The organism is Streptomyces gobiensis (genome assembly GCF_021216675.1).
GTDB classification, from domain to species: domain Bacteria; phylum Actinomycetota; class Actinomycetes; order Streptomycetales; family Streptomycetaceae; genus Streptomyces; species Streptomyces gobiensis.
The window spans coordinates 3,039,773-3,053,826 of sequence record NZ_CP086120.1 but is presented as its reverse complement, the minus strand read 5'-3'; the positions used below and the strand labels follow the sequence as shown (position 1 = coordinate 3,053,826).

The following is a 14,054-nucleotide window of genomic DNA, read 5'->3' as shown; positions in this document are numbered from 1 at the left end:
GGTTCATTCGGTTCGGTTCACTCAGTATCGGACGCGTCCTCGCCCGGGTCCGGGGAGGGCTGCGGAGATGTGGTCGGGCTCACACTCTGGGACGGGGTGGGCGACTCGGACGGCGATGCCTGCGGGGACGTACTCGTCGAGGGTGACGGGGACGACGTGCCAGGCGGCGCCGGGCGGGCTTGCGAGGAGTCTCCCGGGCGACTTGGGTCGCTGACGCCGGGGGTGGCGCTCTGCCCGGCCTGCTTTCCCGGCCTCCCTGACTTCCCGGGCTGCTCGGCGGACGGCGACTCGGAGGGGCCCTCCCCCGCCTCCGGGCGCGCCTTGGGCCCCGTCGGGACGCCACGCGGTTCCTTGCGTACTCCCCCGTCCGGTACCGCGTTCTGGCCCTTGTCCGGGGAGGAAGTCCGGCCCGCCGGGGCGGGCTTGTGGTCGTCCTCCTCCGCGCCGACGGTCATACAGCCACTGACCGCGGCCAGCGCGAGTACGGCGACGGTCATACGGACCGCCAGAGAGGCATGGGCGCGGGGACAGCGCACGGGCGGACACCTTCCGGGACGGGTGAGCGGGAGAGCCCCCTGCCCAACTCCCTTGGCCGCGCTGAGGACACGCCGCCCGCGTGCCCAGTACGTGCCCGGCTGGTCACATCAGCAGATCCCGGGTCAGGGTGAAGCCGAAGTAGACCGCGCCCAGACCGACGAAGAACGTCGCCGTCACATTGGCCACCGCCAGGAACTTCCAGCCGCGCTCGGCCAGTCGCAGCGTCTCGTAGGAGAAGGTCGAGTACGTGGTCAGCGCCCCGCACAGCCCCGTACCGAGCAGCGCCTGGGCACCGGAGCCGACCGCGCCACCGGTCACCGCACCCGTCAGTACGCCCAGCACCAGACTCCCCCCGGCGTTGACCACCAACGTCCCCCACGGAAAGACCGAGTCATGCCGGATCTGCACCGCCCGGTCGGCCAGATACCGCAGCGGCGCGCCCACGGCGGCGCCCAGCGCCACCAGCAGCCAGGTCACGGGGCCGCCCCCGGCGTCCCCGACGGCGATTCGAACCGGCGCACCAGCGCCCGTACGGCCGCCGCCCCGGCCCACACGGCGATCAGCGCGGCGATCACCGTGCCGCCCATATACGCCAGGGCGACCCCGGCGGCACCCTCATCCAGCAGCCGGGACACATCGATCGCGTACGTCGAAAAGCTGGTGAAGCCGCCGAGCACCCCCACCCCCAGGAAGGGCCGCACCAGCGGATTCACCGGCGTACCGCGCTCGCTCACCAGCACCATCAGCACCCCGATGAGCGCACATCCCAGCACATTCGCCACAAACATCCCCAGCGGAAAGCCGCTCCCCTCGCCCGGCCAGACGAGCGTGAGCCCGTACCGGCCCAGCCCGCCGACCGCGCCGCCCACCGCGATCGCCGCCAGAACCTGCCAGGCGTGCCGGCCGGCCGTCTCCAGCCGGTGCTGCGGGACATGGAGATCGACATCCGGATCGATCGCCTCCGGATGCTCCACGCCGCCGTGCAGCGCCGCCGCCTCGTGTTCGGCGCTCATCCGTACCCCAGACTCATCCGTACCCCAGTGCGTGCAGCCGTTCGTCCTCGATGCCGAAGTGGTGGGCGATTTCATGCACCACCGTGATCTCGACTTCCTCGACGACCAGCTCACGGTCCCCGCCGTCCCGCTCGCACATCCGCAGGGTCGGCCCCATATAGATCGAGATACGGTCCGGCAGCACCCCGGCGTACCACTCACCGCGCTCGGTCAGCGGCGTCCCCTCGTAGAGCCCCAGCAGCTCCGGGTCGTCCTTGGAGGGCTCGTCCTCGACAAAGACCGCCACATTGTCCATCAGCCGCGTCAGCTCAGGCGGAATGCGGTCCAGCGCCTCGGCGACCAGTTCCTCGAACTCCTCGCGCGTCATCTCCAGCACTAACCCATTGTCGGGTACGCCCCCCTCCCATCGCATAGTCGGCCCGCGGAACGGGCATACGGCTCCGCATGGCCCGTGCTCTCCGGATGCTCCGTGGCTCGCTCGGCAGGGTGGGCGGCGCCGCCCCCGGCGCCCTCCTGCGGCGTTACCGTGCCCATCACCGCACCCCCACCGTCTCGCTGGTCAGCCCGCCGCACCCGTATGCCCGAGCACTCGGGATGGCGGTCGTCACGCTGCTGGGGGCGTGGCTGGGGCTCCTGATCGTGGGGAGTGTGCACAAGCCGGTGGGGCCCGTGGACACCACCATGACGCTGCGTCCCTCCGTCTACGGCGGCACAAAGATCAATGTGCCACCGCTGGGCGCGCTTGAGCTGGAGAGCCATCACGCACCGCTCCGGCTCGATGTGGATGTCTCCGCGCTGGACCCGGAGCGGGCCGGATATCTGGTCAACCACCCGGAGCGGATCACCGGACTGCAGCAGACGGTGGCCCGTGATGTGGAGTCCGGCACCCGGGATCTGGCCCTGCGGTCCTGTATCGCCGTTGTCGTCGGCGCCACCGCCCTCGGGCTGGCCGTCTACCGGCGCCCCCGGCGCGCCCTGACCGCGGGCGCGCTGGCGCTCGCGCTGCTGGTGTCCTCGGGCGCTACGGCGTATGCGACCTGGAACGAGAAGGCGATACTTGAGCCGAAGTTCTCCGGGCTGCTCGCGGGCGCGCAGAGCCTGGTCGGCGATGCCCGCAACATTGTCACCGAGTTCAACGTCTACCAGCAGGAGCTTGCCCGGCTGGTGACCAATGTGACCAAGCTCTACGACGCGGCCTCCACGCTCCCCACCTACCAGCCCGACCCGAATACCACCCGGGTGCTGCATGTCTCGGACATCCATCTCAACCCGGCCGCCTGGTCGATCATCAAGTCGCTGGTCGAGCAGTACGAGATCGACTTGATCATCGACGCGGGCGACACGATGGACCATGGCACCAGCGCCGAGAACCCCTTCCTGGACCCGGTGGAGGACCTTGGCGCTCCCTTTGTCTGGGTGCGTGGGAACCATGACTCGCAGACGACCCAGGAGTATCTGGGCGAGAAGGCGAATGTGCATGTCCTGGACGACGGCAAGCCGGTCGAGGTCGCCGGGCTGCGGATCGCGGGCATGGGCGACCCCCAGTTCACCCCGGACCGCTCGGTCGTCGCCGCCGGCGATCCGGCGGAGGCGGCGGCGGGCCGCAAGCTAGCCAGAACGCTACGGGCCCAGAAGGCCCGGGGAAAGCCGGTGGACATCGCGGTGGCCCACAACCCGGTGCTGGCCGAGCAGACCGACGGGGAGGTGCCGCTGGCGCTGACCGGGCATACCCACAACCGCAAGCAGCGGACCCTGGACAAGGGCACCCTGCTGATGATCGAGGGCTCCACGGGCGGCGGCGGACTGCGCGCGGTGGAGGGCAAGGTGCCGGAGAACGTCTCGGCATCGGTGCTCTACTTCAGCCAGGACACCGGACAGCTCCAGGCCTGGGACGAGATCACCCTGGGCGGGCTGGGCATGACGACCGCCGAGGTGAGCCGCCACCTGCCACCGGGTGCGGCAGAGCCACCGGGCCCAGCGGAGCCGACGGAGTCACCGGAACCAACAGAGTCACCGGAGTCACCGGCGGCACCGGGGTCTCCGGGGGAACGGGAGTCACCAGCGGCACGGGAGTGACCCGAGGACTGAGGCCCGAAAACCCGGCCCACGAGAATCTGTTTTGGCGATCGGTCGCGGTTTCCCATATGCTTCTCACGTCCCCGACGCGCTGACGAAGCGCCCAGGTGGGCCATCAGCCCTCATCGTCTAGTGGCCCAGGACGCCGCCCTTTCAAGGCGGTAGCACGGGTTCGAATCCCGTTGGGGGCACGCAACACCCTGTGCGAGACTAGTGCTCGCACTACGCTTGGTCCTGTGGAGCAGTTTGGAGTGCTCGCCACCCTGTCAAGGTGGAGGCCGCGGGTTCAAATCCCGTCAGGACCGCTGCGGCTCCGCTGAGCCGCGTGGCTGGGTAGCTCAGTTGGTACGAGCGTCCGCCTGAAAAGCGGAAGGTCGCCGGTTCGACCCCGGCCCCAGCCACAGCGCTGAACAGCGAAAAGCCCCGCCGGGTGATCCCGGTGGGGCTTTTTGCCGGGCATGTACCGCCAATTCGTACGCCACCCCCACCACCACGGCCCCCACCACCAGCCATGCCGCAAAAGCCTGTCGCAGCACGCTGACGCGAGATGCGATCCTGGAAGCCGTATGTCCACTGTGCCTGTCCTCACCCTGCCCGCCCTCCTGGAGCGGCTGCCCGAGCTGATGCCGCGAGACGAGCGGCGGCTGGGCCGACGGCTCGACGGTGCCCGCCGGATCCGTAAGCCGGAGGCCAAGCAGGCCGTCCTGGCCGAGATCGCCACCGAGATCGAGCAGGCCGAGCTGCGGGTCGCGAACCGTCGCGCCGCCGTGCCCAAGGTGACGTATCCGGAGCAGCTGCCGGTCAGCCAGCGGAAGGACGAGATCAGCAAGGCCATCCGCGATCACCAGGTCGTGATCATCGCGGGTGAGACAGGCTCCGGCAAGACCACCCAGATCCCGAAGATCTGTCTGGAGCTGGGCCGGGGGATCAAGGGCACGATCGGACACACCCAGCCCCGCCGGATCGCGGCCCGTACGGTCGCGGAGCGGGTGGCCGAGGAGCTGAACACCCCGCTGGGCGAGGCGGTGGGCTGGCGGGTCCGTTTCACCGACCAGGTGAAGGACACCACCCTGGTCAAGCTGATGACGGACGGCATTCTGCTCGCCGAAATCCAGACCGACCGCGAGCTGCGCCAGTACGACACGATCATCATTGACGAGGCCCATGAGCGCAGCCTCAATATCGACTTCCTGCTCGGCTATCTCGCCCAGCTGCTGCCCAGGCGCCCGGATCTGAAGGTCATCATCACCTCGGCGACCATCGACCCGGAACGCTTCTCGCGGCATTTCGGCGACGGCAAGGGCAACGACGCGCCGATCGTCGAGGTCAGCGGGCGTACGTATCCCGTCGAGGTCCGCTATCGGCCGCTGCTCGAGGATGGCGACGGCGACGGCGATGGCGACGACAGCGACCGTGACCAGATCACCGCGATCTGTGACGCCGTCGATGAGCTCCAGGCCGAGGGGCCGGGCGACATCCTGGTCTTTCTCTCCGGCGAGCGGGAGATCCGCGATACGGCGGACGCGCTGAACAGGAAGAACCTGCGGCTGACCGAGGTCCTGCCCCTCTACGCCCGGCTGTCCCACGCCGAGCAGCACCGTGTCTTCCAGCGGCATACGGGCAGACGGATCGTCCTCGCCACCAATGTCGCCGAGACGTCGCTGACCGTTCCCGGCATCAAATATGTGATCGACCCGGGCCGGGCCCGGATCTCCCGCTACAGCCACCGCACCAAGGTCCAGCGGCTCCCCATCGAGCCGGTCTCGCAGGCCAGCGCCAACCAGCGCAAGGGCCGCTGCGGCCGTACCTCGGACGGCATCTGCATCCGGCTCTACTCCGAGGACGACTTCCTCACCCGCCCGGAGTTCACCGACGCCGAGATCCTGCGTACGAACCTGGCCTCCGTCATCCTGCAGATGAACGCCGCCGGCCTGGGCGAGATCGGGAAGTTCCCCTTTATCGACGCCCCGGACCACCGCAGCATCAAGGCGGGCGTCCAGCTGCTCGAGGAGCTGGGCGCGCTGCGCGCCGGTCGGCTGACCGATCTGGGCCGTAAGCTCGCCCAGCTCCCGGTCGACCCCCGGCTGGCCCGGATGGTGTTGGAGGCGGACCGCAACGGCTGTGTCCGTGAGGTCATGGTCATCGCGGCGGCCCTGTCCATTCAGGACCCGCGCGAGCGCCCCTCCGACAAGCAGCAGCAGGCCGATCAGCAGCACGCCCGGTTCAAGGATGAGACGAGCGACTTCCTCGCTTTTCTGAATCTGTGGCGCTATATCCGTGAGCAGCAAAAAGCGCTGTCCTCCTCCGCCTTCCGCCGGATGTGCAAGGCGGAGTTCCTCAACTATCTGCGGATACGCGAATGGCAGGACATCTATACGCAGCTCCGTCAGGTCGCCAAGACCATGGGCGTCCATCTGTCGGAGCAGGACGCCTCCCCCGACGCCATCCATCAGTCGCTGCTCGCCGGGTTGCTCTCGCACATTGGGCTGAAGGATCCGGAGAAGCACGAATATCTGGGCGCCCGCAGCACCAAGTTCGCGGTCTTCCCCGGCTCCGCGCTCTTCAAGAAGCCGCCGCGCTGGCTGATGTCCGCCGAGCTGGTGGAAACCTCCCGGCTGTGGGCCCGGGTGAACGCCAGGATCGACCCCGACTGGGTAGAGCCGCTGGCCCAGCATCTGGTCAAGCGCACCTACAGCGAGCCGCACTGGGAGCAGAAGCAGGCGGCCGTGATGGCGTACGAGAAGGTCACGCTCTACGGTGTGCCGATCGTCGCCCAGCGGAAGGCCAACTACGGCCGGATCGCCCCGGAGACCTGCCGCGACCTGTTCATCCGCAATGCCCTGGTGGAGGGCGACTGGCGGACCCACCATCAGTTCTTCCATGACAACCGCAAACTCCTGGGCGAGGTAGCGGAACTGGAGCACCGGGCACGTCGCCGCGACATCCTGGTCGATGACGAGACCCTCTATGACTTCTACGATCAGCGCATCCCGGACGATGTGGTCTCCGGCGCGCACTTCGACTCCTGGTGGAAGAAGAAGCGCCGGGAAGAGCCGGACCTGCTCAACTTCGAGAAGTCGATGCTCATCAATGAGCGGGCCGAGGAAGTCACCAAGGCGGATTATCCGGACAGCTGGCGGCAGGGGAAGCTGAAGCTCAAGGTCACCTATCAGTTTGAGCCGGGTGCGGACGCCGACGGTGTCACCGTCCATATCCCGCTCCAGGTGCTCAACCAGGTCACCCCCGAAGGCTTCGACTGGCAGATCCCGGGACTACGGGAGGACTTGGTCACCGAGCTGATCCGCTCCCTGCCCAAACCCATCCGCCGCAATTACGTACCGGCACCGAATTTCGCCCAGCGGTTCCTGGCCGGAGCCGGACCATCACGGGAGCAGGAGCAGGAGCAGGAGCGGGACCGGGACCGGGAGCAGGAGCCGCTGACCGCCGCCCTGGCCCGTGATCTTCAGCGCATGGGCGGCGTGCGGATGTCCCCGGAGGACTTCGATCTGGCCAAGGTCCCCGACCATCTCAAAATCACCTTCCGGGTGGTGGATGAGCGCCGCCGCAAGATCGCTGAGGACAAGGACCTTGAGGCGCTGAAGCTGCGGCTCAAGCCGAAGGCACAGGCGGCCCTGTCCAGGGCCTTCGAGGCCTCGGGCGGCAACGCCCCCGCTGAGCAGCGTACGGGCCTCACCAGCTGGACGATCGGCACGCTCAGCCGCACCTTTGAGTCCCGGCGGGCGGGCCAGCCGGTCAAGGCGTACCCGGCCCTGGTCGACGAGGGCACCTCGGTCTCCGTAAAGCTCTTTGACACCGAGGATGAACAGCAGCAGGCGATGTGGCGCGGCACCCGCCGCCTCATCCTGCTGAACCTCCCCGCTGATCCGGCCAAGTTCGCCCAGTCCAAGCTGACCAACCAGCAGAAGCTCGCGCTCTCCCGGTCCCCGCACGGCAGCGTGCAGGCGCTCTTCGAAGACTGCGTCTCCGCCGCCGCCGACCGGCTGATCGCCGCCCGTGGCGGCCCGGTCTGGGACGAGGAGAGCTTCCGCAAACTCTTCGACGCGGTACGCGCGGATATCGTCGACGCGACGCTGCGGACCGTCCAGCAGGTCCAGGAGATCCTTGCGGCCTGGCAGTCCTGCGAGCGGCGGCTGAAGGCCACCAAGAGCCTGACCCTGGTGCCGTCCCTGACCGACATCAAGGAACAGCTCGACGCGCTGATCTGCCCCGGCTTTGTCACCGCGCACGGCGTCAAGCGGCTGCCCGATCTGATGCGGTACCTGGTGGCCGCCGACCGTCGCCTCCAGCAGCTCCCCACCAACGCGGAGCGGGACCGCACCCGGATGGCGAAGGTGAAGGAGATGCAGGACGAATACGCCTGGCTCCTGGAGCAGTTCCCGCCGGGGCGGCCGGTGCCGCAGCAGACGCGGGAGATCCGCTGGATGATCGAGGAGCTACGGGTCAGCTACTTCGCGCACGCGCTGGGCACGGCGTACCCGGTCTCGGACAAACGCATCATCAAGGCCGTGGACGCGGCGGCGCCGTAGCGCGGGGTAGTGCGGGGTGGTTGCGCGGTAGCGCTTTGGTTGCGTTGAGTGAGTTCGCAATGCGCGGCTGACCTGCTGTAGAGTCTGTTTTCGCGCCGCGCCGCGTCGCGTACTGGGTCCTGTGGAGCAGTTTGGAGTGCTCGCCACCCTGTCAAGGTGGAGGCCGCGGGTTCAAATCCCGTCAGGACCGCATCCCAGAAGCGCCCAACTCCCCCAGGGAGCCGGGCGCTTCTTCCGTTTCCCCCCTCCTGCCCCGATACGCGGCTGCGCCGCGCGGCGGAGCTTCGCCGCAGCGCGCGGGGGTGGGGTTCCCCTACGCCCGCCCCTACCCGGCTGTACCCGACATGCGGCTCCGCCGCGTGGCGGGGCTCCGCCCGGCTCCGGGGGTGCCGTGGGTGGGGGTCCCCGTATCCCGCCCCTTCCCGGAAACCGGGGCTCCCCCCCCGGGGCCCCCGGGGGTGGCCCGGTGCGGGCCGGTGGCCGGGTGTTGTGCCCACCCACAGCCCCTCGCGGGGCTGCGAGTGCCCACAACGCTGTGGGGGTCTGGGGGCGGAGCCCCCAAGTTTCGGGGAGGGGTGGGAATTGGGGAAGCCCCCCGCCACCGCCCCGCGGGGGGAATCGGCCAGGGGCACATGCTGGCTGTATCTGCCCCCTTGACGGCGCCATGGAGCGCGAGTACCTCTGCTAAGAGGGAGGTGGGCGATGACGACGACTCCGGGCTACCCGCGCCATGAGACGCGAGCTCTGCTGCGCGCGCATCTGTCGGCCGCTACGCGGTACCGCCATGTGACCCGTCACTGCCCCATATGCCACCGGCTGCTGCGACTCGCCCTGGAGCACCCGGAGACCGCTCCGGGTGCTGACCAAAGTCGCTCACCTCAGTGACGAAAGCGCCCGCATGAACCCACCCTTGGGTGCGAGGGTGGGTTGGGTGAGCATGCGCGGCTTCCACTACCGCAGTGCCGTACGACGCGGCAAGGGGTGGGCCGCTGTGACGGGAGTCACCGAACTTCTTCAGGAGACGGTGGGGTTTATTCCGTTCCTACACGCCGTCAATTTAATATGTGCAATTGCACTGCCCGCACATGAGCCCTGCAGCAGGGAAGCAGTAGGAGAGCAGCAGGGAAGCAGCAGGGCATAAAAGATCGCGCCGGACCCGGCGGAGTCCGACGCGATCAACGTCAAGCAACCATGGGGGACAGCTACCTGACGCTTACTGCTTGGCGGCGCCACACAGGGTGGGGGGCCCTGCGAACGCCCGTTATGCGGTTATTCAGGCCTCGCTGCGCTGCTGCGGGATGCCCGCGAGCAAAGCGCGTACCTCCGCTTCGCGGTAGCGGCGGTGCCCTCCGAGCGTGCGGATGGACGTGAGCTTGCCTGCTTTAGCCCAGCGTGTGACCGTCTTCGGATCCACGCGGAACATCGTGGCAACCTCAGCCGGGGTCAGCAGCGGCTCGGCATCAGGGGTGCGAGCGGTCATGAGCGGCCTCCTCGGGAGAACCGAACCATCACGGTTCTTTCCTCTAAATTCTGCACCTTGGCCCGCGTTGCCCGAAATGGCGCACGCAGGCCGAGTCGGTTATAGGACGAACGGCTTGTCCTCGGCACTACAACTACACCATCTGTCCAGCCACGTCGGCCAAACCGATGGAATTGCCCTCTCAGGTGTTCAACCTCGGCGGATACCGATGGACCATGCCATAACGGACAGTTACCCGCCCGTGACGATCAGTCACAGAGGCTGACCAGGTGACACCAGAGCTAACAAGAAGTGCAATACCGAAGTGTCCGTCCTTAGTCGGACGGAAGGAGGCCCTCCCGGGCTCCTTGTCCTATTTTGACACGAGGAACGGGCTTGAGGGCAAGGGCCTCTTTAGTGCTATCCGTCACGCTTGGGGGTAATGCCCCGGATCGGGACCTAGGTCCCAGGGCCTCTCCCTAGCTGGCGAACTGTCGCTCCCGCACGGCGCGCCAACGCTCCGTGAGCCGGTCGTACAGCTCACCAGCACGCTCCGCGTCCCCCGCGCGCAGCGCCGCCAGTCCCTCGGCGGCGTCCGCTGCCGAGTGGTCAGCGGCAAGCTGTTCTTCGGGGATGGTGTGCACCAGCCCTCCGTAGTCCAGCTCGACCAGCGAACGGGGGTGGAACTCCTCGAGCCACCGCCCCACATCTACCAGCCCGTCAACCAGCGGCCCCTCCTCCAGTTCAGCGCGGAGGAGCTTCAGCGAACGTGCGACGCGACGCCTAGCCTGGACCATGGGGGTGCGGTAGCGCAGGACGAGACCTTCGTCCGCCTTCCCATAATCGCGCTCTTCATCCCTGAAAAGCAGGAACCACCGGACCGGGACATGCCAGAGCGCCGAACGGATCCATGGCCGGGCGTCCGGATTCCGCTCCCGCCAGCGGTCGTAGTCGTCCGCGGCCTGGCGGCGGACGACCGGCGGGAGCGCTGCGTCCAGCACCGGCTCGGGCAGCTCATCGGCCGCCTCCATGAGCGCCAGCCAGCCACGCAGCCGGGTGCGCCACGGGCAGACGCAGGTGACACCGTCCACCTCGGCCACGAACGCGTCGGCGCTCTCCCGCACCGGCACCGCGACCGGCGGCACCGGCAGCAGATCGGCGAGCGCACGCCGGAGCTCGTCCTGGGCTCCGGGGTGGTCCTCGCGCCTGGCATAGCGCACCCAGTGCGAGCGCTCCGGCTCGGGGAAAGCGGCCAGCGGCTCGTATACCCGCAAGTACGCCGCGTACGGCACCGTCACGGCCGGAGTGGGGGCCACAGGCGTTCCCTCCCTTTTCTGCGGCAGACGCCAACGTGCTGCTTACCCCGATAGTGGCACTGCGACGATCCGCCACGCCGACAGGTCTACGCTGCTGCTCTACAGGCCCTCCCCACCCGCAGGAGGGTGTCCACCGCGTCATACAGGAGTCACCACCGTGACCGACGTACGTCCAGCCGTCAGCGTCGACGGCGTGTTGCAGACCCTCTTCCACTCGGAGCAGGGCGGCCACGAGCAGGTTGTGCTCTGCCAGGACCGTGCCAGCGGCCTGAAAGCAGTCATCGCGATCCACTCCACCGCCCTGGGTCCCGCCCTCGGCGGCACCCGGTTTCACGCGTACGAGGACGAGGAGTTCCCCGAGGAGGCGGCCGTCCTGGACGCGCTGAACCTTGCCCGGGGCATGTCCTACAAGAACGCGCTCGCCGGGCTGGAGCACGGCGGCGGCAAGGCCGTGATCATCGGCGATCCGGAAAAGATCAAGACCGAAGAGCTGCTGCTGGCCTACGGGCGGTTTGTCGCCGCGCTCGGCGGGCGCTATGTGACCGCCTGCGATGTCGGCACCTATGTCCACGACATGGATGTCATCGCCCGTGAGTGCCGCTGGACGACCGGCCGCTCCCCCGCGAACGGCGGCGCGGGCGACTCGTCCGTGCTGACCGCCTTCGGCGTCTTCCAGGGCATGCGGGCCAGCGCCCAGCATCTGTGGGACGCGCCCACGCTGCGCGGCCGTAAGGTCGGCATCGCCGGGGTCGGCAAGGTCGGCCACCACCTGGTGGAGCATCTGCTGGAGGACGGCGCCGAGGTCGTGATCACGGATGTGCGGCCGGAGGCGGTTCAGCGCGTACGCTCCGCGCACCCCGAGGCCGCCGTGGTCGTGGACACGGACGCCCTCATCCGGACCGAGGGCCTGGATATCTACGCCCCCTGCGCGCTGGGCGGCGCGCTGAACGATGACACCGTGCCGGTGCTGACCGCCAAGGTGGTCTGCGGCGCGGCCAACAACCAGCTCGCCCACCCGGGCGTCGAGAAGGACCTCGCCGACCGGGGCATCCTCTACGCCCCGGACTATGTGGTGAACGCCGGCGGTGTGATCCAGGTGGCGGAGGAACTCCATGGCTTTGACTTCGCTCGTGCGAAGGCAAAGGCGGCGAAGATCTTCGATACGACGGTGGAGATATTCCTGCGGGCCAAGAGCGACGGGGTACCGCCGGCGGTCGCCGCGGACCGCATCGCGGAACACCGCATGGCCAGAGCGGGCCGCTGAGCCGCGTTCCCCGGGAGTAACGGCGCCCCGGGGGCAGTGGTTTCGTCACGCTGGGTGACGGGCGGTGAGGGAGATATCTCTCACCGCCCTTCGGCGGGTCACGCGTTGCACAGCGGGTAAAATCGTTGCTGACCAGCAAAGAATGGGTCTCTGGGCACGTCGGGGACCTGCTGGGTCGTGCGGGCGGCGTACCGTACGGCCGCGGAAGCAGGTACCGTTGAAGCCCACGAGCCGGTCTCTCATGAGAGAGTCCGCTCTGAATCATGAACGCGTGTCAAGACTCTGGGGCCGTCGAGCCCCGTCGTTGAGGGGGTCGAGCCATGGGGCGCGGCCGGGCCAAGGCCAAGCAGACGAAGGTCGCCCGCCAGCTGAAGTACAACAGCGGTGGGACGGATCTCTCACGCCTGGCCGAGGAGCTGGGCGCATCGACGTCGAATCAGCCGCCGAACGGCGAGCGCTTCGAGGACGATGAGCTGGACGACGACCCGTACGCACAGTACGCGGATCTGTACAACGCCGACGACGAGGACGAAGACGACGAGAAGTCGTCCGACTCGCCGTCGCAGCGGCGGCGCGCCTGACGCGCGTTCCGTCCAACCCCTGCGGGGAACAATCGCACAGTGAGCCCGGTCCGGCAGCCGCCAGACCGGGTTCTGTGCTGCATACGGCCTGCATCAGCGCTGTATCAGGGCGCTGCTTCAGGCCGCGTAGTCACCGGTGAGGGCCGCCGCTTCGGCACGGTCTCCGCGCTCGGTGATCTCGCCGGCGACCCAGGCGTCCACGCCCCGGTCAGCGAGGGTCGTCAGGGCCGCATCAACCGACTCCTGGGGCACCACAGCCATCATGCCGACGCCCATGTTCAGGGTCTTCTCCAGCTCGGAGCGGGTGACAGCACCGAGCGCTCGCACGGTGTCGAAGACGGCGCCCGGGGTCCAGGTGGAGCGGTCAACGGTGGCATGCAGCTCATCCGGGATGACTCGGGCCAGATTGCTGGCGAGCCCGCCGCCGGTGATGTGCGAGAAGGCGTGCACCTCGGTGGTGCGGGTCAGCGCCAGACAGTCCAGTGAGTAGATCTTGGTGGGTTCGAGGAGCTCCTCGCCCAGGGTCCGGCCGAACTCCGGCACATCCCGGTCCAGCGTCCAGCCGGCCCGGTCGAAGAGCACATGACGGACCAGCGAGTACCCGTTGGAGTGAAGGCCGGAGGATGCCATCGCGATGACGGCGTCGCCCGTACGGATACGATCCGCGCCCAGCACCCGGTCGGCCTCGACCACACCGGTGCCCGCGCCCGCCACGTCGTACTCATCCGGGCCCAGCAGCCCCGGGTGCTCGGCGGTCTCGCCGCCGACGAGGGCGCAGCCCGCCAGGACACAGCCCTCGGCGATGCCCTTGACGATCGCGGACACCCGCTCGGGGACGACCTTGCCGACGCAGATGTAATCGGTCATGAACAGCGGCTCGGCGCCACAGACGACCAGATCGTCGACGACCATGGCGACCAGGTCATGGCCGATCGTGTCGTGGATATCCATCTTCTGGGCGATGGCGACCTTGGTACCCACACCGTCGGTGGCGGAAGCGAGCAGCGGGCGCTCATAGCGCTTGAGCGCGGAGGCGTCGAAGAGCCCGGCGAAGCCGCCGAGACCGCCGAGGGACTCGGGGCGCTGGGCCTTGCGCACCCAGTCCTTCATCAGGTCGACAGCGCGGTCGCCCGCCTCGATGTCCACGCCGGCGGCGGCGTAGCTGGCGCCTTCGCCTTCAGTTCCGCCTTCAGTCTGGGTCATGCGTCTCTCTCGTCTGGCTGTCTGGCTGAGTAGCTGACTGTCTGGCTGGGTGGCTGGG

12 protein-coding genes and 4 tRNA genes are annotated in these 14,054 nt (G+C 68.4%); 9 read left to right on the top strand and 7 right to left on the bottom strand.

The features are described 5' to 3' along the window. Positions 1-17: 17 nt before the first annotated feature. From test1122_RS14200 to test1122_RS14185, 4 genes are all read right to left on the bottom strand, one after another. The gene (locus test1122_RS14200) at positions 18-536 is read right to left on the bottom strand and encodes a hypothetical protein (protein ID WP_232269541.1); all 519 of its coding nucleotides are present in this window, start codon (positions 534-536) and stop codon (positions 18-20) included. A gap of 103 nt (positions 537-639) precedes the next feature. Then, positions 640-1,014: a fluoride efflux transporter FluC gene (locus tag test1122_RS14195; protein WP_232269540.1), complete on the bottom strand. Its 375-nt coding sequence runs from the start codon at positions 1,012-1,014 to the stop codon at positions 640-642. Beyond that, positions 1,011-1,550, bottom strand: a complete 540-nt coding sequence (locus test1122_RS14190; RefSeq protein ID WP_232269539.1) for a fluoride efflux transporter FluC — start codon at positions 1,548-1,550, stop codon at positions 1,011-1,013. The genes test1122_RS14195 and test1122_RS14190 overlap by 4 nt, the downstream gene beginning before the upstream one ends. Positions 1,551-1,563: 13 nt before the next feature. After that, positions 1,564-1,926 (bottom strand): metallopeptidase family protein, encoded by a 363-nt coding sequence (locus test1122_RS14185; RefSeq protein ID WP_232269538.1) that lies wholly within the window; start codon positions 1,924-1,926, stop codon positions 1,564-1,566. A gap of 68 nt (positions 1,927-1,994) precedes the next feature. On the opposite strand from test1122_RS14185, the gene test1122_RS14180 reads away from it, so the two are divergent. The 7 genes from test1122_RS14180 (at position 1,995) to test1122_RS14150 (ending at position 9,058) form a co-directional block, all read left to right on the top strand. After that, positions 1,995-3,626 (top strand): metallophosphoesterase family protein, encoded by a 1,632-nt coding sequence (locus test1122_RS14180; RefSeq protein ID WP_338423537.1) that lies wholly within the window; start codon positions 1,995-1,997, stop codon positions 3,624-3,626. 118 nt (positions 3,627-3,744) lie between these two features. Continuing rightward, positions 3,745-3,817 (top strand) — tRNA-Glu (locus test1122_RS14175). A gap of 39 nt (positions 3,818-3,856) precedes the next feature. After that, positions 3,857-3,931, top strand: a tRNA-Asp gene (locus tag test1122_RS14170). Positions 3,932-3,953: 22 nt separating this feature from the next. After that, a tRNA-Phe gene (locus tag test1122_RS14165) sits at positions 3,954-4,027 on the top strand. A gap of 165 nt (positions 4,028-4,192) precedes the next feature. After that, the gene (gene hrpA, locus test1122_RS14160; protein ID WP_232269537.1) at positions 4,193-8,173 is read left to right on the top strand and encodes an ATP-dependent RNA helicase HrpA; all 3,981 of its coding nucleotides are present in this window, start codon (positions 4,193-4,195) and stop codon (positions 8,171-8,173) included. A gap of 115 nt (positions 8,174-8,288) precedes the next feature. Further along, positions 8,289-8,363 (top strand) — tRNA-Asp (locus tag test1122_RS14155). Between the two features lie 512 nt (positions 8,364-8,875). Further along, entirely contained in the window at positions 8,876-9,058 is a 183-nt protein-coding gene (locus tag test1122_RS14150) for a DUF6274 family protein (protein ID WP_232269536.1), read from the top strand. Between the two features lie 388 nt (positions 9,059-9,446). Here the strand turns inward: test1122_RS14150 and bldC are convergent, their stop codons facing one another. Continuing rightward, positions 9,447-9,653, bottom strand: coding sequence for a developmental transcriptional regulator BldC (gene bldC, locus test1122_RS14145; RefSeq protein WP_003949541.1), 207 nt, complete (start codon positions 9,651-9,653; stop codon positions 9,447-9,449). Positions 9,654-10,111: 458 nt separating this feature from the next. Then, positions 10,112-10,948, bottom strand: coding sequence for a DUF8083 family protein (locus tag test1122_RS14140; RefSeq protein WP_232269535.1), 837 nt, complete (start codon positions 10,946-10,948; stop codon positions 10,112-10,114). 157 nt (positions 10,949-11,105) lie between these two features. On the opposite strand from test1122_RS14140, the gene test1122_RS14135 reads away from it, so the two are divergent. Beyond that, the gene (locus test1122_RS14135; RefSeq protein WP_277879827.1) at positions 11,106-12,212 is read left to right on the top strand and encodes a Leu/Phe/Val dehydrogenase; all 1,107 of its coding nucleotides are present in this window, start codon (positions 11,106-11,108) and stop codon (positions 12,210-12,212) included. A gap of 320 nt (positions 12,213-12,532) precedes the next feature. Next, positions 12,533-12,793 (top strand): DUF3073 domain-containing protein, encoded by a 261-nt coding sequence (locus test1122_RS14130; protein ID WP_232269534.1) that lies wholly within the window; start codon positions 12,533-12,535, stop codon positions 12,791-12,793. A 117-nt stretch (positions 12,794-12,910) separates the two neighbouring features. Here test1122_RS14130 and purM read toward each other — a convergent pair whose 3' ends face one another. Further along, the gene (gene purM / locus test1122_RS14125; protein WP_232269533.1) at positions 12,911-13,996 is read right to left on the bottom strand and encodes a phosphoribosylformylglycinamidine cyclo-ligase; all 1,086 of its coding nucleotides are present in this window, start codon (positions 13,994-13,996) and stop codon (positions 12,911-12,913) included. Between the last annotated feature and the right edge of the window lie 58 nt (positions 13,997-14,054).

Excerpts from the sequence above, each read along its gene's own strand:
- test1122_RS14190 (WP_232269539.1), bottom strand. The coding sequence starts at position 1,550 with ATGAGCGCCGAACACGAGGCGGCGGCGCTGCACGGCGGCGTGGAGCAT.
- test1122_RS14180 (WP_338423537.1), top strand. The coding sequence starts at position 1,995 with ATGGCCCGTGCTCTCCGGATGCTCCGTGGCTCGCTCGGCAGGGTGGGC.
- hrpA (WP_232269537.1), top strand. The coding sequence starts at position 4,193 with ATGTCCACTGTGCCTGTCCTCACCCTGCCCGCCCTCCTGGAGCGGCTG.
- test1122_RS14150 (WP_232269536.1), top strand. The coding sequence starts at position 8,876 with ATGACGACGACTCCGGGCTACCCGCGCCATGAGACGCGAGCTCTGCTG.
- bldC (WP_003949541.1), bottom strand. The coding sequence starts at position 9,653 with ATGACCGCTCGCACCCCTGATGCCGAGCCGCTGCTGACCCCGGCTGAG.
- test1122_RS14130 (WP_232269534.1), top strand. The coding sequence starts at position 12,533 with ATGGGGCGCGGCCGGGCCAAGGCCAAGCAGACGAAGGTCGCCCGCCAG.
- purM (WP_232269533.1), bottom strand. The coding sequence starts at position 13,996 with ATGACCCAGACTGAAGGCGGAACTGAAGGCGAAGGCGCCAGCTACGCC.